This window comes from Candidatus Enterococcus testudinis, assembly GCF_002140915.1.
Lineage (GTDB): Bacteria > Bacillota > Bacilli > Lactobacillales > Enterococcaceae > Enterococcus_D > Enterococcus_D testudinis.
In genome coordinates this window covers 2078632-2103123 of record NZ_NGKU01000001.1, presented here as the reverse complement: position 1 = coordinate 2103123, position 24492 = coordinate 2078632, and the positions used below count along the sequence as shown (strand labels likewise).

The window sequence follows — 24492 nt, the reverse complement described above, 5'->3', positions numbered from 1 at the left end:
TAATTTGTCTTGAAACTTTTCTTTCGGTGACTTATGATAGTTGGTAACGATGAAAGGTGGGGAACAAGATGGCTGAAGAATGGCTCACCACGATTCAAACCTATTTGGGACAATTCCCGATAGTCATTCAATTCTTGGGTTGGTTGATTCTGATCATTGGTGGCTTATTGATCGTATTTTTGTTATTCAGTGTGATACTTGGTCCATTGATGTGGTTGTATAATCGCGTCACAGACAAAAATAGCAGCAATGTCATCGATCAGTCGGATTTTTTGATTGGAGAATTGACGGAAAAAATCGAAGGGGCCTCTATGGGTGAAGTCATGGAGATTGGTAGTCAAAGCGCACGCTCCGTTTATCCAGCTAAATTGTATCGAGAAGAAGACCGCAATAAGAAGATCCTATTACCCGTTGGCACCAAGGTTATCATTGTAGAAATTGATCACAAAGGCATTGCGTTAGTGATTGAGAGCAAACATTTTATAGAATAGGAAGTGTAGAAGGATGGTAGATTCAGGTTCAGCTTTACAAATTTTCAGTAATCCTATTTTTTGGGGCATTATCTTGTTGGTGTTATTGATTGCGTTTTTAATGATTCGCTATCGTATCGGCAAACCCGATGAAGCACTGATCGTTACTGGTTCTTTCTTAGGAAAAGAAGGTATCAAGATATTAAAGAATAGTGGGACTTTTGTGATTCCAATCGTTCAAAAAGCCCATAAATTAAGTTTATTGACCCACAAATTAGAAATCGGCACGCCCGAAGTGTATACGGAACAAGGTGTACCAATCAAAGCCAGTGCCACTGTTTTAGTCAAAGTCGGCAATAGTACCGAATCAATCAAAACAGCAGCGGAACAATATCTAGGCAAATCAACTGCAGAGTTGGAAGATGAAGCCCAAGAAGTATTGGAAGGTCATTTACGGGCTATTCTAGGAACAATGACCGTCGAAGCGATCTACAAGAATCGTGATGATTTTGCCGAACAAGTCCAAGAAGTCGCATCAACTGACTTGAAGAAAATGGGTTTGGAAATCGTTTCGTTCACAATCAAAGATGTATCTGATACCAATGGCTACCTAGACGCGTTAGGTCGGCCGCAAATCGCTGTCGTGAAGAAGAATGCTGAAGTTGCCGAATCCAACGCATTGAGAGAAACACGGATCAAACAAGCAGAAAATGAACAACTTGCGCAACATGAAGAGATTCGTCGCCAAACCGAAATTGCGGAAGCCACCAAAGAAATGGCCCTGAAACAAGCCCAATATAAACAAGAACGTGAAGTGGCTGATGCGAAAGCAGAACAAATCGCAGTCGGCGAGAAGATGAAAGTCCAACTGATCGAACAAGAAAAAAATATCGAGATCCAAGACAAACAAGCAGAATTGACCGAGAAAGAATTAAATGCGACGTTGCGTAAAAAAGCGGAAGCGGACAAATATGTCGTAGAACAAAATGCCTTGGCCGACAAAGCAAGGGAAATTGCCCATGCACAAGCTGAAGCTGAGAAAGTCAAGTTGGCTGCCCAAGCAGAAGCCGAACGAATTGAAAAATTAGGGGCGGCAGATGCGGATCGGATCGCCAAAGTCGGTCAAGCCGAAGCAGAGAGCCGCGAAAAAATGGCGATTGCCTTGACCAAATTGAATGAAGCGGGGATTTTGATGGAATTTATCAAAGTCTTGCCTGAGATCGCCAAAGAAGTCAATGCACCTTTAAGCAATATTGATAAAGTCGTCAGCTTTGGTGGCAATGATGGAATCCATGGCATGGGTGAAGCTGGATTGGCCCGAACATTTGATACGATCAAAGAAACAACCGGTTTAGATTTGGTTGGGTTGATCAATGATACAATGTCCACGAAACAAGGAAACAAAGAATTAGTCGGCGCATTGTCTGAGCACCCACAACCAAAAACAGTACAACCAATCAACGAATAACCAAGGAACGGATAGCAAACCATGCGGCTTACGTATGATGCTATCCGTTTTTGATGAATTGGGTTGAAAAAAACTGAAAAATTTATGGAAGTTTCTTAGAAAGTTTTCACAATTATGTCTAAACTTTGAAATATTGGTTAAATTCTGACAATTCGTTTGTCTTTTTGATTTGGCTGTGATACAGTTATTTTGAATCACGGAATGAGGGATTATTTTGCATGAAGAACAACTAAAAGATGAATTTTTTCGTTATCTTATTGTTGAAAGAGGCTATTCTGAGAAGACGAAGCAAGCCTATCAAGAAGATATGGAGAACTTTTTTCAGTTTTTGGCAGATTCCGGAAATAGTGCGTTCCTAACCATTGATTATCGTGATGTCAGGGTATATCTAAGTTATTTAACTGAACAGGCATACAGCCGGAACTCGATCAGCAGGAAGATGGCTAGTTTACGCTCATTTTACCAATTTCTGACGAAACATGAAGTCATTAAAGAAAATCCTTTTGCTTATATCCATATGAAAAAAAAGAATGCGAAATTGCCGCGTTTTTTTTATGAGAAAGAAATGGCCGCTTTATTCGAAAGCGTAGCAGGGGATAAACCTTTGCAGCAGCGCAATCAAGCATTGTTGGAAGTGTTGTACGGATCTGGGCTGCGGGTCAGTGAGTGCAGCAACCTGACGATACCTGATATTGATTGGGAAAGCGAAGTCTTACTGATTCACGGTAAGGGCAACAAAGACCGGTACGTGCCTTTTGGCAGCTATGCACAAACAGCTGTCAAACGATATCTTTCCGATGGACGAAAGCAATTGATGCACAAGCATCATAAAGAACATTCACTCGTTTTTGTCAATCATTTGGGTGATGGAATCACGCCGACTGGGATTGAATATGTACTTAATCAAGTGATTCAAAAAAGCAGCCTAGACAGTCAGATCCATCCGCATATGCTGCGGCATACCTTTGCCACCCATTTATTGAACCATGGGGCGGACATGCGGACAGTTCAAGAACTGTTGGGACATGCAAATCTATCTACAACACAAATCTATGCACATGTCACCAAAGACAGTTTGCAAAAAAATTATCGCCAATTTCATCCAAGGGCATAATAGATACAGGAGGAATACAAGATGAAATCAGAATTTCATTCAACCACGATCTGTGGGGTTGAAAAAGACGGCAAGTTCGCCATGGCCGGTGATGGTCAAGTCACAATGGGCGAGCAAGTGATCATGAAAGGCACCGCCAAAAAAGTGCGCCGCATCTATAATGGAGAAGTGATCGTCGGGTTTGCAGGCAGTGTGGCAGATGCCTTTACGTTAGAAGAAAAATTCGAAGGCAAATTAAATGAATATAATGGGAATTTGCAACGCGCCGCGGTAGAATTGGCTCAAGAATGGCGCACACAGCAATCCATGCAAAAGTTGGAAGCGATGCTGATCGTTATGAATGACAAAGAAATGCTGTTGGTTTCAGGCACCGGGGAAGTGATCACGCCAGATGAAGGCATCTTGGCTATCGGCTCTGGTGGGAATTATGCGTTAGCAGCGGCTCGTGCGATGAAACGCTATGGCGGCGACTTGTCAGCCAAAGAAATCGCTGAAGGGGCCTTGAATATTGCAGCAGATATCTGCGTATTTACCAATCACAACATTGTTGTTGAAGAGTTTTAAAGAGGTGGAAAAATGACAAATCAAAACAAATCACCACGTGAGATCGTGAAAGAATTAGACGAATATATCGTAGGACAAACAGCTGCCAAAAAATCTGTGGCCGTGGCGCTGCGCAATCGCTATCGCCGGTTGCAACTGGATGAAAAAATGCAGCAAGATGTGACCCCAAAAAATATCTTGATGATCGGCCCAACTGGTGTCGGCAAGACCGAGATCGCCCGTCGTTTAGCTAGGATCGTCGATGCCCCCTTTGTGAAATTAGAAGCAACCAAGTTTACTGAAGTGGGTTATGTGGGACGCGACGTGGAATCAATGGTGCGGGATTTGGTTGAAAATGCGATTCAAATCGTTAAAAAAGACCAATACAAGAACGTTCGCATCCAAGCAGAAAAGAAGGCCAACCGACGATTGGTCAAAGTATTGGTGCCAGGAATCAAGAAGGAACAAAAGAAACAAGGCAATCCATATGAACAAATGATGAATATGTTCAACGGCGCACAACAACCAGAAGAACCGAAAGAAGAATTGACCGACGAGATCCGCAGCAATCGGCAAGCCATCTATGAGCAGTTGGAAAAAGGCTTGTTAGACAATCGTGAAGTGACGATCCAAGTCGATGAACCGAAGAACCAAGCGCCAGCTATGAATAATGGTTTAGAGCAAATGGGCATTGATTTGAACGAAACGCTGGGTGCGTTGAAACCGCAAAAGAAAATCGAACGGACAGTTACGGTCAAAGAAGCACGGGAATTGCTGATTCAAGAAGAATCTTCAAAATTAGTCAATGATGCAGATATCCATAGTGAAGCATTGCGATTGGCTGAATCCAGCGGCATTATTTTCTTGGATGAAATTGACAAAGTCACCTCTAAATCGCAACAATCAGGAGAAGTGTCTAGAGAAGGTGTCCAACGAGATATTTTACCTATCGTTGAAGGGTCGCAGGTCAATACCAAATATGGCGCGTTGCAAACCGATCATATTCTCTTTATTGCCTCAGGTGCATTCCATCTGTCGAAACCAAGCGATTTGATTCCTGAATTGCAAGGTCGTTTTCCGATTCGTGTTGAACTAGATGATTTGACCAAAGAAGATTTCGTCAAAATTTTGACAGAACCAAATAATGCGCTTGTGAAACAATATGTCGCATTGCTGGCAACCGAAAATGTCAAAGTGACATTTACTTTAGAAGCCATTCAAAAAATTGCAGAAATCGCTTTTCAAGTCAATCGTGACACGGACAATATCGGGGCCCGCCGTTTACACACGATTCTCGAGAAACTTTTAGAAGATCTATTGTTTGAAGCCTCAGAGATGCAAATGGGTGAAATAACCATCACTGAAGCGTATGTGGAAGAAAAGCTTGGCACAATTGCTGAAGACAAAGACTTAAGTCGGTATATTTTATAAAGGGAGCAAACCAATGAAAACACTATTAGAAAAAACAAGACAAATCAATGAATTATTACAACAAAAAAATACTTTTAATTTAGCTTCAGATTTGCCTTATGATAAAATGGCTGTCATTTTAGGAAATATTCTTGACAGCAATGCGTACATTATTAGTAGTGACGGCAGTGTCTTAGGATTTGTTGAAAACCATGATGTCAACAATGAACGGATCAAAAAAATGTTTTTGGAAAAGCAATTTCCCAAAAACTATACAGAGTTAGTGGACCATTTAACATCGACTGAAGCCAATGTCCCAATCGCTGATGATATGACCGCATTTCCAATCGAAGTCCGTGATCTATACCCGAATGGCTTAACGACCGTTGTGCCAATCTATGGCGCTGGCGAACGTTTAGGCACCATCATTCTTTCACGGATCGATAAATCTTTCGATGACAATGATCTGGTTTTAGCTGAATATAGTGCAACAGTAGTCGGTATGCAATTCCTTTACCAAAAATCCCGCAGTATCGAGGCGGACGTGCGCAGTACAACGGCTGTCCAAATGGCCATCAACACATTGTCTTATAGTGAGTTGAAAGCTGTACAAGCGATATTTGAAGCATTAGAAGGCGATGAAGGGCGTTTGACAGCATCTAGTATTGCTGATCGTATCGGTATCACTCGTTCTGTGATCGTTAATGCCTTGCGTAAATTAGAATCAGCGGGTATTATTGAGTCACGTTCTTTAGGAATGAAGGGCACATATCTAAAAGTGCTTAACAGCCGTTTCAAAGAAGAGTTGACGAAACATCAATATTAGGAGATGAGACGATGACAGTTACCATCACGGCCGGTCACCTGCAAGCAACCATTGCAGAAAAAGGCGCAGAGCTGCAAAGCTTGTTTGACACCACTATCGAGTTAGAATACATTTGGCAAGCCGATCCCAATCATTGGGGCAAGCATGCACCGATTTTATTTCCGATCGTTGGCGCATTAAAAGATGACACCTATCTTCATGAAGGGGTCACTTATCATCTGCCTCGACATGGTTTTGCGCGAGATATGGTATTTGAAGTCGTTGACCAACGTGATGATTTTGTTTTGTTACAGTTGGAAAGTTCGGCGGAGACTAAGTCTGTTTATCCCTTCGATTTCCGATTGCAAGTGAGTTATGAACTTGGGGGAGACGGCCTCGTCGTCAGATACAACGTCAAGAACAAGGGACAAGAAGATATGTACTTTTCAATTGGCGGGCACCCAGCTTTTAATGTACCTTTAGAAAAAGGGTTGCGCTTTGAAGACTATTATTTGGCTTTTTCACCGAAAAAATCTCGGGTCAAGTTGCCGCTAAAGGGTAACTATATCGACTATCAGCAGCGAACTTTAGGGCAGACCAATACCGATCTTAGTTTGACCCACGAGATGTTTGAAAATGACGCCCTTGTTTTCGAAACAAAAGGCTTGCAGTCTTTCTCGATTCGCAGTGAACAATCACCGCATAGCGTGACCCTGAGTTACAATCAAATGCCGTATGTTGGTTTTTGGTCGACCTATCCGGTGAAATCACCGTTCTTATGCATTGAACCCTGGTGTGGGATCGCTGATACATTAGAGAGCAATGGCCTTCTGAAAGACAAAGTCGGTATCCAAACCTTGTCGGCAGATACGGATTTTGAAACCAAATATTCCATCACAGTGAAATAAAGAAAAAAGAAGCTGAGAAAAGCATATTTTGCTTTCCTCAGCTTCTGCTATTGTTTGTTTAACCCAAAAGGGACCCGGCTTTCTGTGCCGTTCTTGATTCTGGAGATATTCTCGCGATGACGGAAAAAGATGAATGCGGTCACGCCAGCAGCGATAAAGGTCAACAACCAATTTTGTTCAGGCAAGATTACGGGAGCAACCAAGGGCACCACAATTGTTGACAATGTGATCAAACAAGCGGCGATCATGCTGGTCAAGCTGACCATGCTCGTTACATAAAGACAGATCACAAAAATCAATGATGAATACAAGAAGAAAATCGGATTGAAGCCTAAGAGCATGCCGGCACTTGTAGCAACAGCTTTGCCGCCTTTGAACTTAGCGAAAATCGGGAACGTGTGACCAAGGATCGCACAGACTCCGAACCACAACGGATTGATTCCTTGGATGTCAAAAATCGCCGGTAAACAAGTGGCAAGTGTTCCTTTCAAAATATCCATCGCCAATACGGTAATTCCTGCCTTTTTGCCTAAGACGCGAAACGTATTGGTGGTACCAGTATTGCCACTGCCAAATTGGCGAATATCTTTTTTGAAAAACAATTGGCCAATCCATACACCAGATGGAATGGAACCTAATAGATAAGCAACAACGAATAACAGCATCGTTTTCATAATAACCAACTTTCTTTTTAGGACTAGGGCAATTTTAGCATGAAAATGGCGCGCCAACAATAAGAAAAACTTCAGCATGACGAAACGCTTGCTATTTTGTTCTGCATAGAAACTTGTCTAAACAAGAAAAAAAGGATAAGATGATTTAGAAAAATGTTCGCTTGAAAAAAGTGGATTTTATGTTAAGATTTTTTTTGCGGTCTTTTCTCTCGTAGGAAATAGACTGAACAAGATAAAAGGAGCGGTGGCTTTGGCAAAGAAAACCACAGAATATAATGATGCTTCCATTCAAGTCTTAGAAGGCTTGGAGGCAGTAAGAAAACGGCCAGGGATGTATATCGGCTCAACAGATGGCCGCGGTCTGCACCATCTTGTATATGAAATCGTTGATAATGCCGTCGATGAAGCACTATCTGGCTACGGCAATGAAATCGATGTCACGATCCATTCAGACAACAGTATCAGTGTACGGGACAACGGTCGGGGAATGCCAGTCGGCATGCACGCCTCAGGCATCCCAACTGTACAAGTGATATTTACGGTATTGCATGCCGGCGGAAAATTCGGTCAAGGCGGTTATAAAACCTCAGGCGGGTTGCATGGTGTTGGTGCCAGCGTGGTCAACGCTCTATCTAGCGAACTTTCAGTGACGATCGTCCGCGATGGCGTAGAGTATCAAGCCGCATTCAAAGATGGCGGACATCCAGTCGGTACATTGAAAAAAATCGGCAAGACCCGTAAGCCAACAGGGACAACTGTCACCTTTAAACCAGATGAAACGATTTTTACAGTCACTAAGTTTTCCTATGAAACATTGGCAGAACGGCTGAGAGAATCTGCCTTTTTACTCAAAGGCGTCAAAATCAGTCTGACGGATGAAAGAGCAGAAAAAACAACCGAAGTCTTTTTATACAAAGACGGAATCAAAGAATTTGTTGATTATTTGAATGAAGAAAAGGACACATTGACTTCTGTCGTTTATTTTTCAGGGACCAAAGAGGCCATTGAAGTAGAGCTGGCTTTTCAATATAATGACGGGTACTCAGAAAATGTGCTTTCATTTGTCAACAATGTGCGTACCCGTGATGGTGGAACCCACGAGGTGGGCATGAAAACATCTATGACAAAAGCCTTCAATGAATATGCCCGCAAGGTCAATTTGTTGAAAGAAAAAGACAAGAACCTAGAAGGCAGTGACTTCCGTGAGGGATTGGCAGCAGTGCTGTCTATTCGCGTGCCGGAGAATTTATTGCAATTTGAAGGACAAACCAAAGGCAAACTGGGCACACCATTGGCTAGGAATGCGGTGGATGCAGTCATCGGTGAACAACTTGGCTACTATTTGCAAGAAAATAGTGAGATGAGTCAAATGCTGGTGCGCAAAGCAATCAAAGCACGAGAAGCCCGAGAAGCTGCCCGCAAGGCCAGAGAAGAAAGCCGGACCGGCAAAAAACGCAAAAAAGGCGAATCACTGCTTTCAGGCAAACTGACACCCGCACAATCAAGAAACCCAAAGAAAAATGAATTGTATCTAGTCGAAGGGGATTCTGCCGGCGGCTCTGCAAAACAAGGCCGTGACCGTAAATTCCAAGCGATTTTGCCGTTGCGGGGGAAAGTCATCAATACAGAAAAAGCCAAAATGCAAGATATCTTAAAAAATGAAGAAATCAATACGATGATCTATACGATCGGTGCTGGTGTCGGTCCTGAATTTTCAATTGAAGATTGCAATTATGACAAAGTGATCATCATGACCGATGCGGATACTGATGGGGCCCATATCCAAGTCCTGCTCCTGACTTTCTTTTATCGGTATATGAAACCGTTGATTGAAGCTGGAAAAGTCTACATTGCTTTACCACCTTTATACAAAGTATCAAAAGGAACAGGCAAAAAAGCCATCTTGGCATATGCTTGGACAGATGAAGAACTGAGTCAATTGACCAAGAAAATCGGCAAAGGTTATATGCTGCAGCGATACAAAGGTCTGGGTGAAATGAACGCCGATCAATTATGGGAGACGACAATGGATCCTGATACGCGTACCTTGATCCGGGTGAGAATCGATGATGCTGCTCAAGCAGAACGTCGTGTGACGACCTTGATGGGTGATAAAGTTGAACCACGTCGTAAATGGATCGAGACCCATGTACAATTTAGTTTGGAAGAAGATGGCAGTATCTTAGACAAAAAAGAAGATACCGTACCGGAATTGGTGGACGAAAAGTTAAAAGATACAGAGCAAGCTGAAGTTCGTGGCTTGAAACTGGATTAGGAGGTGGTCTCTTGGAACACAAAAACAATATTCAAGAATTAACGTTAGAAGAAGTGATGGGAGATCGCTTTGGCCGCTACTCGAAATATATTATTCAAGAGCGGGCATTGCCGGATATACGTGATGGTCTAAAACCCGTTCAACGCCGTATTTTATTTGCGATGAACCAAGATGGCAATACGTATGATAAAGGCTTCCGTAAGTCAGCGAAATCTGTCGGAAATATCATGGGGAATTTCCATCCCCATGGGGACTCAAGTATCTATGAAGCGATGGTCCGGATGAGCCAAGATTGGAAACTGCGGCAAGTCTTGATCGAGATGCATGGGAACAACGGGAGTATGGATGGTGACCCACCTGCAGCTATGCGTTATACCGAAGCCCGCTTATCTGAATTAAGCGGTGAGCTGTTAAAAGATATTGAAAAAGATACAGTCGAATTGGTTTGGAACTTCGACGATACCGAAAAAGAGCCAACGGTCTTACCAGCAAAATATCCGAACTTGTTGGTCAATGGATCAACAGGGATCTCTGCTGGATATGCAACAGAGATCCCAACCCACAATCTCGGTGAAATTATCGACGGCACGATTTACTTGATTGATCATCCAAAGGCAACACTTGATCAATTGATGACATTTATTCCGGGGCCAGATTTCCCGACTGGGGGGATTTTGCAAGGGAAAGAAGAAATCAGAAAAGCCTATGAAACCGGACGTGGGAAAGTGATTCTGCGTTCTAAAACCAAGATTGAAGATATCAAAGGCGGCAAGCAGCAAATCGTGATCAATGAGATTCCCTATGAGGTCAACAAAGCAAATTTAGTCAAAAAAATGGATGAGATCCGTTTGAACAAGCGAATCGATGGGATCGCAGAAGTCCGTGATGAGACAGACCGTACCGGTTTGCAGATCGTGGTTGAATTGAAAAAAGAAGCCAATGCGCAAGGAATCTTGCATTATCTGTTCAAAAATACGGAACTGCAAATCAATTACAACTTCAATATGGTTGCTATTGATGAGATGCGTCCACAACAAGTTGGCCTTAAGCGCATTTTGGAAAGCTATGTCAAACACCGCCGTGAAGTCATCGAAAAACGCAGTCGTTTTGAATTGCAAAAGGCACAGCGTCGTCAACATATCGTCGATGGCCTGATGAAAGCTTTGTCGATCCTAGATGAAGTCATTGCGACGATTCGCGGCAGTAAAGACAAAAAGGATGCCAAAAACAATTTGGTCGTGCAACATGGTTTTACGGAAGAGCAATCTGAAGCTATCGTGAACTTGCAATTGTATCGTTTGACCAATACCGACATTACCCAATTACAAGCAGAAGCCAAAGAGTTGGCAGAAACGATTGCCCACTTGACGATGATTTTAAATCAAGAAGCAGAACTGTTGAAAGTCATCAAAAAAGAATTAAAAGAAATCAAGAAGAAATATCCCTCAGCCCGTATGACTGAGATCGAAACTGAGATCGAAGAAATCAAAATTGAGACACAAGTACTGGTGGCACAAGAAGATGTTGTCGTGACCGTAACGAAAGATGGCTATGTCAAACGCAGCAGTTTGCGTTCTTATGGTGCCTCAAAACCAGAAGAAGTAGGCATGAAAGAAGGAGATGCCCTCTTATACAGCCAGCAATTGAACACGTTGGATCACTTATTGCTGGTGACCAGCAAAGGCAATGTCATTTATCGGCCGGTCCATGAACTCGCAGATCTGAAATGGAAAGATCTTGGCGAACATATATCCCAGAATGTGTTGACCTTGGCACAAGATGAAATGATCATCGGGGTCTTCCCGTACAAAGTGCTTGACCCAATGAAAAACTTTGTCTTGATCAGCAAACAAGGCATGATCAAACAGACACGCATGACCGAATTTGACCCTTGGCGGACCTATAAGACCCGGCCATTGACCATGATGAAGTTAAAAGACGAAGCAGATGAGTTGTTGAATGTCTTCTTAGTTGACCAAAATGATCCAATGGACATCTTCTTAGTTAGCCATCGAGCATTTGCTTTACGCTACCCATTGACTGAAGTGCCAGTCGTTGGACCGAAGGCGGCAGGTGTCAAAGCGATGAATCTGAAAGATGATGACTTTGTCGTGAATGGATTGGTTGTTTATTCCGAAGGGGATACACCTGTTGTGATCATTACACAAAGAGGTGCGGCCAAACGGATGTTGGCCCAAGAAATCACGCAATTAGGCAGAGCCAAACGAGGATTGATGGTGTTGAGAGAATTGAAGAAAAATCCCCATCGCGTTGTTTATATGGGCTCTGGCGAGAACAATCTGCTCCAGATCACCGATCAAAAAGGGCAAACTGTCGAACTTGATACAGAGCACATGCCGATCAATGATCGGACATCAAACGGTTCCTTTGTGATCGATGAAAAGACTGGCGGACAAGTCTATGATGTACGCCGGGTGATCCGTCCAGCAATCGTTGAAAACACTGTATTATAAATAGATAAAAAACAGCGAAACTGTACCAATACAGTTTCGCTGTTTTTTTGACTTAATTGATCTTTCACATTTGTAAAAAAGCTACTTTAATAATAAATTCACATTAGAAAAAGGTTGTTATATCAATGGTTATCATCTATTTTTTTGTAAAAACAGATAATTTGTTAAAAAATAATCTTGAAAACACTTGCATTCGTAAGCGCTTGTGTTATACTGTTCACGTAAAGCTGTTACATAAGTGAACAGAAAATTTAAGGAGGTCCATCAGATGGAACAATGGAATGGATTTAAAGGAAAAACTTGGAAAGAAGAAGTGAATGTCCGCGACTTCATCCAAGAAAATTACACACCTTATGACGGAACAGATGAATTTTTAGCTGACGCAACAGAAGCGACAACGAAACTTTGGGATCAAGTTATGGACTTGAACAAACAAGAACGTGAAGCTGGCGGCGTTTTGGACATGGATACGAAAGTTGTTTCAACAATTACGTCTCATGGACCTGGCTATTTGAACAAAGAATTAGAAACAGTAGTTGGTTTCCAAACAGAAAAACCATTCAAACGCAGCTTACAGCCTTTCGGCGGTATTCGGATGTCAGAACAAGCAGCTGAATCATATGGCTACGAAATCGACGCTGAAGTATCTCATATCTTCCGCGATTACCGTAAAACACACAACCAAGGCGTTTTTGACGCATACACACCAGAAATCAGAGCAGCACGCCGTTCCGGTGTCATCACAGGCTTGCCTGATGCATACGGCCGCGGTCGGATCATTGGTGACTATCGTCGTGTCGCACTATACGGGATCGATTTCTTGATCAAAGAAAAACAACAAGACTTGTTGTATTGCGGCAATGGAACAATGTCAGAAGACATTATTCGCCAACGGGAAGAATTGGGCGAACAATTGCGTGCATTGACTGAGTTGAAAGAATTAGGGACTATTTATGGTTTCGATATTTCTCAACCTGCACAAACAGCCAAAGAAGCTTTCCAATGGTTATACCTTGGCTACTTAGCGGCAATCAAAGAACAAAATGGCGCAGCTATGTCATTAGGCCGTACTTCAACCTTCTTAGATATCTATGTGGAACGTGATTTGAAAAATGGCGTGATCACAGAAGTTGAAGCACAAGAAATCGTTGACCACTTTGTCATGAAATTGCGTTTGGTGAAATTTGCCCGGACACCTGATTACAATGCCTTGTTCTCTGGCGACCCAACTTGGGTAACAGAATCAATTGCTGGTATGGGTGAAGATGGTCGTCATATGGTCACGAAAAACAGCTTCCGTTTCTTGCATACATTAGCAAACTTGGGCCCGGCGCCAGAACCAAACTTGACTGTATTATGGTCAACACGTTTGCCACATAACTTCAAGACATTCTGTGCCAAAATGTCAATCCAAACATCAGCGATCCAATATGAAAATGATGATGTGATGCGCGGCCATTGGGGCGATGATTACGGTATCGCATGTTGTGTATCAGCTATGCGTATCGGGAAACAAATGCAATTCTTTGGTGCTCGTGCCAATCTTGCGAAAACATTGTTGTATGCAATCAACGGTGGGGTCGATGAAAAATCGAAAGCCCAAGTTGGTCCAAAATTACAACCAATCACTACAGAATATTTAGATTACAACGAAGTCATGGAAAAATATGACACAATGATGGATTGGATCTGTGACTTGTATGTCAATACATTGAACATCATCCATTACATGCATGACAAGTATTCATACGAAAGAATCGAAATGGCCTTGCAAGATACAGATATTTTACGCACGATGGCTACTGGTATTGCTGGATTCTCAGTTGCAGTTGATTCATTATCAGCAATCAAATATGCCAAAGTACGGACTGTACGTGATGAAAATGGCATCGTCGAAGATTATGAAATCGAAGGCGACTATCCTAAATACGGCAACAATGATGACCGCGTAGATGATATTGCGATCCACTTATTGAAGGCCTTCATGAAGAAAGTAAAACGTACGAAGACTTACCGAGATTCTAAACATACAACCTCTATTTTGACAATCACGTCAAACGTTGTATATGGTAAGAAAACAGGGAACACACCAGATGGTCGTCGTGCAGGCGCACCATTTGCACCAGGGGCGAACCCAATGCACGGACGCGACACACACGGTGCTTTGGCAAGTCTGTCATCAGTTGCTAAATTACCTTATGATTATTCATTAGATGGTATTTCAAATACCTTCTCAATCGTACCTAAAGCACTAGGCCGCGATGATGAAACACAACAAGAAAACTTAGCAACGATGTTAGATGGCTACGCAGCAAAAGGTGGTCACCACTTGAATATCAATGTATTCAATCGTGATACACTATTAGATGCACAAGCACATCCAGAAAAATATCCGCAATTAACGATCCGTGTATCTGGATACGCTGTAAACTTCATCAAGTTGACCAAAGAACAACAAGACGATGTAATCGCGCGTACCATGCACGAAGCAATGTAATAGGAAACGAAAAGGCGGCGGCAGGGAAACCTCCGCCGCTTATTGTCTCGAACGTTCAGTTCGTTTGATATAGAGAGGAAGAGCATTATGGCTGTAACAGGACAAGTACATTCAACAGAAAGTTTTGGTTCCGTCGATGGGCCTGGGATTCGCTTTATTGTATTCATGCAAGGTTGTCGGATGCGTTGTCAATTTTGTCATAATCCAGATACATGGAAAATTGGTACAGGTGTGACGCGCACGACAGATGACGTCTTGGAAGAAGCATTGAAATATCGTGAATTCTGGGGGCAAAAGGGCGGTATCACCGTGAGCGGCGGCGAACCTTTGCTGCAATTAGACTTTTTGATCGATTTGTTCCGTCAAGCGAAAGCAGCAGGCGTCAGCACGACACTAGATACTTGCGGCAAGCCATTTACCCGTGAAGAACCTTTCTTTAGTAAATTTCAAGAACTGATGACTGTGACGGATTTATTGTTGTTTGACATTAAACATATCGACAATAAAGCCCATAAAGAACTGACGACCCAATCCAATGACAACATTCTCGATATGGCCAACTACTTATCTGAAATCAACAAACCCGTTTGGATCCGCCATGTACTGGTTCCTTTCCGAAGTGATTATGACGATTTCTTGATCCGTTTGGATGCTTTCATCAAAACATTGAATAATGTCGATAAAGTGGAGATCTTGCCGTATCATACAATGGGTAAGTACAAATGGGATGAAATGGGCTTGAAATATCCTTTGGATGGCATCCAACCGCCAACTGAAGAGCGTGTGAAAAACGCCAAGGCGTTGCTGCACGTGAATGAGTACACTGGTTATCTATCCAGAGTGTAATGGCAGACACCCGAATCCTTTGCTCAGGATTCGGGTTCTTTTTTTGCGCAGAAAAACCGGATGAATCATAGATAACTATTGATTCTTTCTGTTTTTTTGCTATCATTAAACAGTGAATATCAAATGAAATAGGAGCGATGAAGACTATGTCAAAAATATTGGTTTTTGGTCACCAGAACCCGGATACAGATGCGATTGGCGCAGCAATTGCTTTTGCCGCGTTGCAAAAAGAATTAGGAAAAGATGCGGAAGCTGTTGCGCTAGGAACACCGAATGAGGAAACGCAATTTGCTTTAGACACATTCAAATTAACCGCTCCTCGAGTGATCCAAACTGCAGCCAATGAAACAGATGAAGTGATGTTGGTAGACCATAATGAAAGCCAGCAAAGTGTTGCGGATTTGAAAGATGTGACTGTTTTGGCAGTGGTTGACCACCACAGAATTGCAAATTTTGAAACGGCCAATCCGTTGTATTATCGTGCCGAACCTGTTGGGTGTACAAGTACGATTATTTTCAAATTATATAAAGAACATCAAGTCGAAGTTGCAGCGCCGATCGCCGGTATCATGCTATCAGCGATCATCTCTGACACCTTATTATTCAAATCTCCTACTTGCACAGAAGAAGACAAAGCAGCCGCGAATGAATTGGCAGCCATTGCTGGTGTTGATTTAGAGGTGTATGGATTAGACATGTTGAAAGCTGGTACCAATTTAGGTACGAAAACGGCAACTGAATTATTGACACTTGATGCGAAAAGTTTCCCGATGGCTGATAAGAATGTACGAATCGGGCAAGTCAATACAGTGGACTTGAAAGAAGTCTTCGATCGTCAAGCAGAGTTGGAAGCAGCGATGCAAGCGGCGATGCAAGTAGAAGGGTATGATTTATTCCTATTGGTTGCGACAGATATCCTAGACAGCAATTCAGAATTGCTCGTTGTCGGTGCACCAGTTGCCCCAGTTGAAGCGGCTTTCGGTGTGACATTAGAGAATCATCGTGCATTCTTGCCAGGTGTCGTTTCTCGTAAAAAACAAATCGTTCCTCAACTAACTGAGCAGTTCGGAATATAGACAGCTATCTATACAAAAAACACTGGCAAATCTCATCATTGAGAGGTTGTCAGTGTTTTTGCGACATAGGAAGAAGGAGCAGCCTAAATGAAATTTTATTACAGTAATGCCTATCAAGATAGTCACCATGATTATGATTCCCCTGCGTTCTTTGCTCTTTGTCAATATATGATGGCACAGAGTGAACCGCCAACATTGCGCCAACTTAAAGGTCAATTTCCTGAAAAGTCCTTTGAAAAGATGTTGGATCGATTGATCGCCAAAAAGGTAATAAGCAGAGGAGACAGGCGCTACCGCCTGAATTTTCCAATCTACACAACGGCTGATCAACAGACAGTAATGGAAGGCATCGATGTTGGTCAGTCAATGGCAAGTCAAGTAAGAATCAGTGCGGATAAGGTGCAGCGTCTATGCCAGTTGGAAGCTCAGATGCAGTATTTTTATGCATGTGTGTCAGAGATTCCTCAAGCTGTGATTTATGCATTGGCACATCCGGATTTCCAATGGGTGACGGTTTCGCAGAGCATGTGGCCGTCAACAGTGCCAGCTTTTTTTGCTGCCAACCAACGTCAGTTGAATCATCCTATTTTTCAAGAACTCATGAGATTGTTGGGAGATGTTAATGTAGACTATTATTTGGATCAAGTCAGTGTTATTTTCGAAAGAATGAAAAAAAACAAAAAAATCCGTTCAACGATTTTTTTGCATTCCTTGCAGATGTCAGAAATCGTGACTGCTGAGGACAGTCCAAAGTTCTTGGTCCCTTATGAAATGGCTTGTGAATCAGAAGACACTGGATTGGTAGAAACAGTTGATACGCTATTCAAGGAACGTCTGATCTTGGCTTACAGGTTGGACAAAACAGTTTCACAAAATCTACTATTTTTCAAATAAAAATGAGAAAAGCATAATATATCAATTGTTTTTGAAAAATAAATAATAACTCGAACGCTGATTAGAATTTATCTATCAGCTTTTTTTTGTCATTTGCAGAACATTAAAATAAGATTAAAAAAGATTAAAATATAACAATCGTTTCATTTGGAGATTCTTTTTTAAGGTGATATGATAGGTTTAGAAATTTTGAAAGGGGTAATTCAAATGGAAGGTTTAAAAGAGATAAATAATCAGGTTGTTGAACAAAACAAAGCGAAAGCTGAAATGATCACTTTCGTATCTATGGCAGAAATCGATCATGCGCGTCAGCTGATTCAGAATGCAGGAATCGACGAATCACGTTTTTCTGATGGAGATTTGATTTTGGCATTAAAAGAAAAAGAGGCAATCCAAGCAAACACAGTGGTGCCTATCGTGATTGACTGGTTGATCAACAAAAACTATTTGCTAAATCCAGCCCAAGCTGTTCGTTTTCTGGCAAGTAAATTGGGTGATCTTTCTGCAGTCTCATATAAAGTGCTTGGTGAGTTGGACTTTGATTGCGACGGTCAGTATTACTTAATAGGCAGTTATCGTCAACATAAAGCCACCAAAGAGATTTATAAAGTATATACCGATGGACAAGTCAAGGAGCTTTGGCAAGCATAGCAAAGTCAGTATGACAATGGCGAGATGAAAAATGAGGAGCTGGCCTGCTCTTTTTAAAGGTTGTGAGTGGGAATGAAAATACATTTACGTATCACAGTGGCAAGCAGCCACCTGTTGATCGGTTTAACAAGTATCACTGGGGCGCTGCTGGCATTGTACCAAGCGCCTGAGAATTTTGGATCGCTCCAGATCATTATCGGCGATATCTACTTTTCCGACACAGTCTTCGATCACTTCAGCCAATTATTTCTCCTCGGTATTTTTAGTTTCTATACGATGATCAGTAGTTTTTACCGCTTTCGGTTATGGCAATTGATGACCGCAGTCACAGCATGCAGCACATTGATGTTGTTCGGTAAAATCATTGATTGCTTTTCAGTTGATTACGGGGTGATTATTTTTATCCTGTGCATGTTTCAGTTGCTCGTGTCCGTCCTCTTCATTTTACAGAAGTTAAAAAGCAGAGCTGAAACAGGTTGAACGACGATGTTCAAGCTGTTTTTTTCTTTGAAGAAAACATTTTCATCAACCGTCTAGGTTATTACGTTACTTGAAATATCTTTTATGCTATGCTAAAGACAGAGTTATTTTCTATCGTAATACTACGAAAATTGTGAAAATCCAGAACGCAATATAGATGATTTTACATATAAAGGGAGGACTGGTGAAACTATGGTAACCAAACAGCAGATCATACAAGCAGAAGACACATTTCTGAGCGGTGAAAACTTTTATGTGCAGCATTTTTTAGGCGCCCATCAAACAAAGGATGGCTATGTTTTTAGAGTTTGGGCGCCACATGCCCAACAAGTATGGCTTGTGGGTGATTTCAATCAGTGGGATGACTCCCTGCCATTACAAAAGCGTCAGCAATCAGGTGTTTGGGAAATTGAAACGGACATACCCCAAGAAGGGCAGTTATATAAATTTAAAGTGAAACAAGCAGACGGTCGCACCGTGTTGAAGATTGATCCTTTTGCCATTCATTTCGAAGCGAGACCAGGAACTGCGGCAGTTTTACATACGGTTCCTGTCAAAAAATGGCGTGATGGTTTATGGCAAGGGCGCAAAAAGAGACAAAAAACATTGAATCGTCCCTTAAATATTTACGAAGTTCATGCGAGTTCATGGAAACAACATGACGATGGTACCCCTTATCATTTCTCCGATTTAAAAGATGAACTGATTCCATATGTGAAGGAAATGGGCTACACCCACATTCAATTTATGCCACTGATGGAGCATCCTTTAGGTGCGTCTTGGGGCTATCAATTGACAGGTTATTTTGCTTTAAGTGCGTACTTTGGCACACCAGAAGAATTTCAAGATTTTGTCGAAGCGTGTCATTTGGAAAATATTGGCGTTCTGGTTGATTGGGTCCCAGGCCATTTTTGTGTCAACGACGATGGTCTCGCCTATTATGATGGTACGCCGACCTTTGAATATAGCGAAGAGCAAAGAGCGAAGAATAGACGGTGGGGGGCCATCAATTTTGACTTAGGCAAACCACAAGTCCAAAGTTTTTTGATTTCTAGTGCGCTGTTTTGGATTGAGTTTTTCCATATTGACGGTATCCGTGTCGATGCGGTTTCGAACATGATTTATCGAGATATGGATGAAGGGCCATGGGAGCCAAACCATGAAGGCGGCAATCGGAACCTTGAAGGCTATTATTTCATGCAAAAACTAAATGCAGTTGTCAAATTGGCGCATCCAGCTGTTTTGATGATCGCGGAAGAAAGTACTTCTGAAACCAAGATAACCGGTATGATCGAAGAGGGTGCGTTAGGCTTTGATTATAAATGGAATATGGGTTGGATGAATGATGTCTTACGATTTTATGAAATGGATCCGATCTTCAGAAAAGACCATTTATCATTACTGTCCTTTTCCTTCATGTATCGTATGCAAGAAAATTATATCTTGCCACTATCCCACGATGAAGTCGTGCATGGCAAGAAGAGTCTGATGAACAAAATGTGGGGGGATCGCTACAAACAGTTTGCACAATTGCGTAACCTATACACCTATATGATGATGCATCCAGGCAAAAAATTGCTGTTTATGGGCAGTGAATGGGGCCAATACCTTGAGTGGAAATATGATCATGGTTTGGAATGGCGTGATTTATCAGATGATTTGAATGGAAAGATGCAAGTATTTACCCGTACGCTCAATCAATTGTATAAAGAAGAGCGGGCACTATGGGAATTGGATGACCAAGAATCTTCCTTAGCTGTGATCGATGCAGATAATTTGGATGAAACCACATTAACATTTATGCGACAAGGAAAAACCAAAAAGGATTTTGTCCTGATCGTGTTGAATCTTACGCCAGTTGAGCGGCACGATTTCGCCATCGGTGTACCTTATGCGGGGACCTATCGTGAAATTTTGAATACGGAACATGAACAGTTTGGCGGCACTTGGATCGCCAATAATGCGGACCAAGAATCTGAAGCTGTGCCTTTTAAACAATATGACCATCAGATCAAAACAATTTTGCCTGCATTAGGGGCTTTGATCATCAAACCAGAAAAAATCAAACTGACGAGAAAAAGAGCAACACCAAATAAGCAAACGATCTAAGGGGGGAATGGTGAGTAAATCACCGGATGTATGAAAACAGAAATGTTAGCAATGATCCTCGCAGGAGGACAAGGAACACGGTTAGGGAAATTGACCAAAAATATCGCCAAACCAGCAGTACCATTTGGCGGACGGTATCGTATCATTGACTTTACATTAAGCAATTGTGTCAATTCAGGAATCAAAAACGTAGGTGTTGTGACGCAATATCAACCATTGGCTTTGAACAGTCATATTGGCAATGGTGCCAGCTGGGGCTTAGATGGTATCAGTACAGGTGTGACGATTCTTCAACCATATTCCAACTCTGAAGGGGGAAAATGGTTTGAAGGAACGGCTCATGCGATTTATCAAAACATCGCCTATATCGATGAAATGGATCCGCAATATGTCTTGATTTTGTCCGGAGACCACATTTACAAAATGGATTATGAGGACATGCTGGAACAGCATAAAGAAAACGATGCTTCATTGACAGTGGCTGTCTTGGAAGTGCCGATGAAAGATGCGTCGCGTTTTGGGATCATGAATACTGACAAGAATGACCGGATCATCGAATTTGATGAAAAACCAGCTGAACCAAAAAGCAATTTGGCTTCAATGGGGATCTATATCTTCGACTGGAGCCGCCTGCGTAATATGCTGTTGAGCAATTATACCAAAGATGGCGAAATGGTCGATTTCGGTAAACATGTGATTCCTTCTTATTTGGAAAGCGGCGACAATGTCTTTGCCTATCGCTTCTCTGGCTACTGGAAAGACGTGGGTACGATCGATTCACTATGGGAAGCCAATATGGAATTTATTGATCCTGAGATGGAACTGAATATTCGCGACAAAGGCTGGCAAGTCTTTTCCAAAAATCCGATTGCACCACCGCACTTTATCACTGAAACAGGGGCAGCTAGAGATTCGTTGGTGATGGACGGCTGTTATGTGGCGGGTGAGATCGACCACAGTATTTTATCGGAAAATGTCCAAGTCAAGGAAGGATCGACCATCAAAGACAGTGTCGTGATGCCTGGGGCAGTCATTGGAAAAAATGTGAAATTGAACCGCGTGATCGTGGGAGAAAATGCAGTGATCGGGGACGACGCTGAAATTGATGGCAGTGAGGAAATCGCTGTTGTCGGCTATTCTGAAATCATAGGGGTGACGATCGATGAAAACTAATAAAATGTGTGCGATTTTAGGCAACTTGCATCGCTACCAAGAGCTGATGCCGTTAACAGAAAACCGACCATTATCAACTTTGTTATTTGATTGTAAATATCGCTTGATCGACTTCAATCTATCTAGTATTGAAAATGCCAGTATCAAACAAGTCTATATGATTTTCAATGAAGGGGAAACACAATCGGTGTTTGATCATATCGGCGGTGGCAAAGAATGGAATTTGGACGGCGTACAAAACCGTTTCTTTATCCATTTGTTCCAAGATTCATTGAAACAGCAAGCACAAGGTGAAGACTATTACTATAGTGTGATCGACTATTTAGAAAAATCTAAATCCGAAAACACCGTGTTTATGGGCAGTAAAATCTTATGCAATATCGATTTGCGGGCGTTGCTGAAAATTCATCAAGTCCAAAAAAATGAAATGACAGTCGTCTACAAACGTATCAATGGCAGCAATGTTTCAGACAGCGACTTGTTATTCAATGTCAACAGTCAAGGCCATCTTGAAGAAGCCATCCAAGCCAAAAAAGGGACGGTTGATTCATTGGTCAACTTATGCACAGATATTTTTATCATCAAAACGGATCGCTTGATCGAGGCCTTAAAAGAAGGCCAAAAAGTCGGTGCCACACCGAACCTTGGTCAATTTTTACGTGAAATGATCTCCATTGAAGATACTGGGTTATATGAATATACAGGATATTTGAGCAATATATACGATATTCCATCGTACTATCAAACCAATATGGATATGTTAGATGTCCATAAATACACTTCATTGCTGTATTCAAATCAAAAAATCTACACGAAATTAAAGAATGAAGTGCCAACGTATTACTCCGCAACATCAGATGTTCAAAACAGCCATTTTGCATCCGGGTGTATTGTTGAAGGTTCGGTGGAAGATTCACTAATAGCGCGTCGGACAACGATCCATCCCAAAGCGAAAGTCAAAGGTGCAATTATCTTTGGGAACAATGAAATCAAAGCCGGAGCAGAAGTGTCTTATGCAATCTTAGACAAAAATGTGGTGATTGCAGAAGGCATCAAGGTACAAGGCACCAAAGAAGCGCCAGTGGTGATCAAAAAGAATACCTATATCACTGAAGATATCATCGGGGGCGTAGGTGCATGAAAGTCTTGTTTGCAGCAGCTGAGTGCGCACCCTTCTTCAAAACAGGAGGATTAGGAGACGTTGCCGGGGCATTGCCCAAAGAATTAGCCCAAAAAGGCGTTGAAACGGTAGTTGTTTTGCCTTTTTATACATCGATGCCCGCGAGCTATCAGGAACGATTAGAAGACTGTTTTTCCTTTGAAGTAGCTGTTGGGTGGCGAAAACAATATTGCGGGATCAAAAAACTGCAGCTTGACCAAGTGACCTATTATTTTATTGATAATTTATATTACTTTGGACGAGAAAATATCTACGGCTATTACGATGATGGTGAACGCTTTGCTTTCTTCCAATTAGCTGTGATCGAAATGATGGAACGGGTTGATTTTATTCCAGACGTCTTGCACGTCAACGATTATCATACAGCGATGATCCCTTTCTTGCTGAAAGAAAAATATCAGTGGATCAATGCCTATCAAGGCATTCGAACGGTGTTGACCATTCATAATATTGGCTTTCAAGGTTGGTACAGTCGCGATGTTTTGCCGGATTTGTTTGGCATGGGGACAGAACGTTATGATGATGGAACAGTTCGTTTAAATGATTGTTTGAATTTTATGAAAGCCGGCATTCTTTATGCAGATCGAATCACGACGGTCAGTCCCTCTTACAGTGAAGAAATCAAAACTGAAGAATTTGGCTGCGGACTTGAAATGATCTTGCGAATGGAGACAGGAAAATTGAGTGGAATCTTGAATGGCATCGATTATCAAACCAATGATCCAGAAAATGATCCCTATCTGCCATTTGCCTTCAGCAAAACTGATCTTTCAGGAAAGCAAAAAAATAAACAAGCTTTGCAAAAAGAATTTGGTTTGCCAGAACGCAAAGATGTTCCTTTGATTTCTGTGGTCAGTCGTTTGACGACTCAAAAAGGTTTCCATTTGGTGTTAGAAGAAATGGGAAACTTACTGCAATTTGATGTCCAATTTGTCTTATTAGGCACAGGTGAACCTGACTTTGAGAATGGTTTCCGCTATTTTGCAGAACGCTATCCGGAAAAATGTGCTGCAGCCATCACATTCGATGTGGCATTGGCGCAAAAAATGTATGCTGCAGCTGATATTTTCTTGATGCCATCTGCTTTTGAACCATGCGGGTTATCTCAAATGATGGCGATGCGATATGGCACACTGCCTGTGGTTCATGAAATTGGTGGATTAAAAGATTCGGTTGTGCCATTCAATCCAATCACTTCTCGTGGTACTGGATTTGGATTCCAAGAGTTCACAGCATTCAATCTGATGCAATCTCTGAAACAAGCAATCGAACTCTATCAAGCCAATCAAACTGTTTGGCACCAATTGGTTGACCAAGCCATGGAGACAGATTTTAGTTGGGATCAAAGTTCAGATACGTACATTGATCTATACAACCAACTACGAGTGTAAATACCTATGAACAGAAGCGCGCCTTCGTCTGATACAGCTGGAACAAAGCTGGAC

General features: G+C 42.0%; 20 protein-coding genes. 19 read left to right on the top strand and 1 reads right to left on the bottom strand.

Translation table 11 applies throughout. The annotated features are described in order from the left end of the window. Window positions 1-68 precede the first annotated feature (68 nt). From A5886_RS10080 to A5886_RS10050, 7 genes are all read left to right on the top strand, one after another. Window positions 69-491, top strand: coding sequence for a hypothetical protein (locus A5886_RS10080; RefSeq protein ID WP_086275008.1), 423 nt, complete (start codon window positions 69-71; stop codon window positions 489-491). Window positions 492-504: 13 nt separating this feature from the next. Beyond that, a complete protein-coding gene (locus A5886_RS10075; protein WP_086275007.1) occupies window positions 505-1938 on the top strand; it encodes a flotillin family protein in 1434 nt (477 codons plus the stop codon). Window positions 1939-2152: 214 nt separating this feature from the next. Then, complete coding sequence (gene xerC / locus A5886_RS10070) at window positions 2153-3052, top strand: tyrosine recombinase XerC (protein ID WP_086275006.1); 900 nt, start codon at window positions 2153-2155, stop codon at window positions 3050-3052. Window positions 3053-3073: 21 nt separating this feature from the next. Continuing rightward, window positions 3074-3616 (top strand): ATP-dependent protease subunit HslV, encoded by a 543-nt coding sequence (gene hslV, locus A5886_RS10065; RefSeq protein WP_086275005.1) that lies wholly within the window; start codon window positions 3074-3076, stop codon window positions 3614-3616. Window positions 3617-3628: 12 nt separating this feature from the next. Further along, on the top strand, window positions 3629-5026 hold the full coding sequence (hslU, locus tag A5886_RS10060; protein ID WP_086275004.1) for an ATP-dependent protease ATPase subunit HslU: 1398 nt from the start codon (window positions 3629-3631) through the stop codon (window positions 5024-5026). 13 nt (window positions 5027-5039) lie between these two features. Further along, complete coding sequence (gene codY, locus A5886_RS10055) at window positions 5040-5831, top strand: GTP-sensing pleiotropic transcriptional regulator CodY (protein ID WP_086275003.1); 792 nt, start codon at window positions 5040-5042, stop codon at window positions 5829-5831. An 11-nt stretch (window positions 5832-5842) separates the two neighbouring features. Continuing rightward, window positions 5843-6718 (top strand): aldose 1-epimerase family protein, encoded by an 876-nt coding sequence (locus A5886_RS10050; RefSeq protein WP_086275002.1) that lies wholly within the window; start codon window positions 5843-5845, stop codon window positions 6716-6718. 47 nt (window positions 6719-6765) lie between these two features. Here A5886_RS10050 and plsY read toward each other — a convergent pair whose 3' ends face one another. Then, complete coding sequence (gene plsY, locus A5886_RS10045; RefSeq protein WP_086275001.1) at window positions 6766-7392, bottom strand: glycerol-3-phosphate 1-O-acyltransferase PlsY; 627 nt, start codon at window positions 7390-7392, stop codon at window positions 6766-6768. A 250-nt stretch (window positions 7393-7642) separates the two neighbouring features. On the opposite strand from plsY, the gene parE reads away from it, so the two are divergent. The 12 genes from parE to glgA all read left to right on the top strand — a co-directional run bounded on the left by parE (window position 7643) and on the right by glgA (window position 24438). Beyond that, on the top strand, window positions 7643-9667 hold the full coding sequence (gene parE, locus A5886_RS10040; RefSeq protein ID WP_086274999.1) for a DNA topoisomerase IV subunit B: 2025 nt from the start codon (window positions 7643-7645) through the stop codon (window positions 9665-9667). 11 nt (window positions 9668-9678) lie between these two features. Then, window positions 9679-12141, top strand: coding sequence for a DNA topoisomerase IV subunit A (gene parC, locus A5886_RS10035; protein WP_086274998.1), 2463 nt, complete (start codon window positions 9679-9681; stop codon window positions 12139-12141). Window positions 12142-12409: 268 nt separating this feature from the next. Beyond that, window positions 12410-14638, top strand: a complete 2229-nt coding sequence (gene pflB, locus A5886_RS10030; protein WP_086274997.1) for a formate C-acetyltransferase — start codon at window positions 12410-12412, stop codon at window positions 14636-14638. Window positions 14639-14725: 87 nt separating this feature from the next. Continuing rightward, window positions 14726-15484 carry a pyruvate formate-lyase-activating protein gene (pflA, locus tag A5886_RS10025; RefSeq protein WP_086274996.1) on the top strand — a complete coding sequence of 253 codons (759 nt, stop codon included), beginning with the start codon at window positions 14726-14728 and terminating at the stop codon, window positions 15482-15484. A gap of 146 nt (window positions 15485-15630) precedes the next feature. Beyond that, a complete protein-coding gene (locus tag A5886_RS10020; protein ID WP_086274995.1) occupies window positions 15631-16560 on the top strand; it encodes a manganese-dependent inorganic pyrophosphatase in 930 nt (309 codons plus the stop codon). An 87-nt stretch (window positions 16561-16647) separates the two neighbouring features. Then, the gene (locus A5886_RS10015; RefSeq protein WP_086274993.1) at window positions 16648-17454 is read left to right on the top strand and encodes a DUF1803 domain-containing protein; all 807 of its coding nucleotides are present in this window, start codon (window positions 16648-16650) and stop codon (window positions 17452-17454) included. A gap of 207 nt (window positions 17455-17661) precedes the next feature. After that, window positions 17662-18105, top strand: a complete 444-nt coding sequence (locus tag A5886_RS10010) for a hypothetical protein (RefSeq protein ID WP_086274992.1) — start codon at window positions 17662-17664, stop codon at window positions 18103-18105. A 72-nt stretch (window positions 18106-18177) separates the two neighbouring features. Continuing rightward, window positions 18178-18585 (top strand): hypothetical protein, encoded by a 408-nt coding sequence (locus A5886_RS10005; RefSeq protein WP_086274991.1) that lies wholly within the window; start codon window positions 18178-18180, stop codon window positions 18583-18585. A gap of 192 nt (window positions 18586-18777) precedes the next feature. Continuing rightward, a complete protein-coding gene (glgB, locus tag A5886_RS10000; RefSeq protein WP_086274989.1) occupies window positions 18778-20694 on the top strand; it encodes a 1,4-alpha-glucan branching protein GlgB in 1917 nt (638 codons plus the stop codon). A 30-nt stretch (window positions 20695-20724) separates the two neighbouring features. Continuing rightward, window positions 20725-21867, top strand: coding sequence for a glucose-1-phosphate adenylyltransferase (locus tag A5886_RS09995; protein ID WP_086274988.1), 1143 nt, complete (start codon window positions 20725-20727; stop codon window positions 21865-21867). Continuing rightward, window positions 21857-23008 carry a glucose-1-phosphate adenylyltransferase subunit GlgD gene (gene glgD / locus A5886_RS09990; protein ID WP_086274987.1) on the top strand — a complete coding sequence of 384 codons (1152 nt, stop codon included), beginning with the start codon at window positions 21857-21859 and terminating at the stop codon, window positions 23006-23008. The genes A5886_RS09995 and glgD overlap by 11 nt, the downstream gene beginning before the upstream one ends. Then, window positions 23005-24438, top strand: coding sequence for a glycogen synthase GlgA (gene glgA / locus A5886_RS09985; RefSeq protein ID WP_086274986.1), 1434 nt, complete (start codon window positions 23005-23007; stop codon window positions 24436-24438). Before glgD ends, glgA begins: the two co-directional genes overlap by 4 nt. Window positions 24439-24492 lie beyond the last annotated feature (54 nt).

Coding starts and splice junctions, on each gene's coding strand:
- A5886_RS10080 (WP_086275008.1), top strand. CDS start 69: ATGGCTGAAGAATGGCTCACCACGATTCAAACCTATTTGGGACAATTC.
- A5886_RS10075 (WP_086275007.1), top strand. CDS start 505: ATGGTAGATTCAGGTTCAGCTTTACAAATTTTCAGTAATCCTATTTTT.
- hslV (WP_086275005.1), top strand. CDS start 3,074: ATGAAATCAGAATTTCATTCAACCACGATCTGTGGGGTTGAAAAAGAC.
- hslU (WP_086275004.1), top strand. CDS start 3,629: ATGACAAATCAAAACAAATCACCACGTGAGATCGTGAAAGAATTAGAC.
- codY (WP_086275003.1), top strand. CDS start 5,040: ATGAAAACACTATTAGAAAAAACAAGACAAATCAATGAATTATTACAA.
- A5886_RS10050 (WP_086275002.1), top strand. CDS start 5,843: ATGACAGTTACCATCACGGCCGGTCACCTGCAAGCAACCATTGCAGAA.
- plsY (WP_086275001.1), bottom strand. CDS start 7,392: ATGAAAACGATGCTGTTATTCGTTGTTGCTTATCTATTAGGTTCCATT.
- pflB (WP_086274997.1), top strand. CDS start 12,410: ATGGAACAATGGAATGGATTTAAAGGAAAAACTTGGAAAGAAGAAGTG.
- pflA (WP_086274996.1), top strand. CDS start 14,726: ATGGCTGTAACAGGACAAGTACATTCAACAGAAAGTTTTGGTTCCGTC.
- A5886_RS10020 (WP_086274995.1), top strand. CDS start 15,631: ATGTCAAAAATATTGGTTTTTGGTCACCAGAACCCGGATACAGATGCG.
- A5886_RS10015 (WP_086274993.1), top strand. CDS start 16,648: ATGAAATTTTATTACAGTAATGCCTATCAAGATAGTCACCATGATTAT.
- A5886_RS10010 (WP_086274992.1), top strand. CDS start 17,662: ATGGAAGGTTTAAAAGAGATAAATAATCAGGTTGTTGAACAAAACAAA.
- A5886_RS10005 (WP_086274991.1), top strand. CDS start 18,178: ATGAAAATACATTTACGTATCACAGTGGCAAGCAGCCACCTGTTGATC.
- glgB (WP_086274989.1), top strand. CDS start 18,778: ATGGTAACCAAACAGCAGATCATACAAGCAGAAGACACATTTCTGAGC.
- A5886_RS09995 (WP_086274988.1), top strand. CDS start 20,725: ATGAAAACAGAAATGTTAGCAATGATCCTCGCAGGAGGACAAGGAACA.
- glgD (WP_086274987.1), top strand. CDS start 21,857: ATGAAAACTAATAAAATGTGTGCGATTTTAGGCAACTTGCATCGCTAC.
- glgA (WP_086274986.1), top strand. CDS start 23,005: ATGAAAGTCTTGTTTGCAGCAGCTGAGTGCGCACCCTTCTTCAAAACA.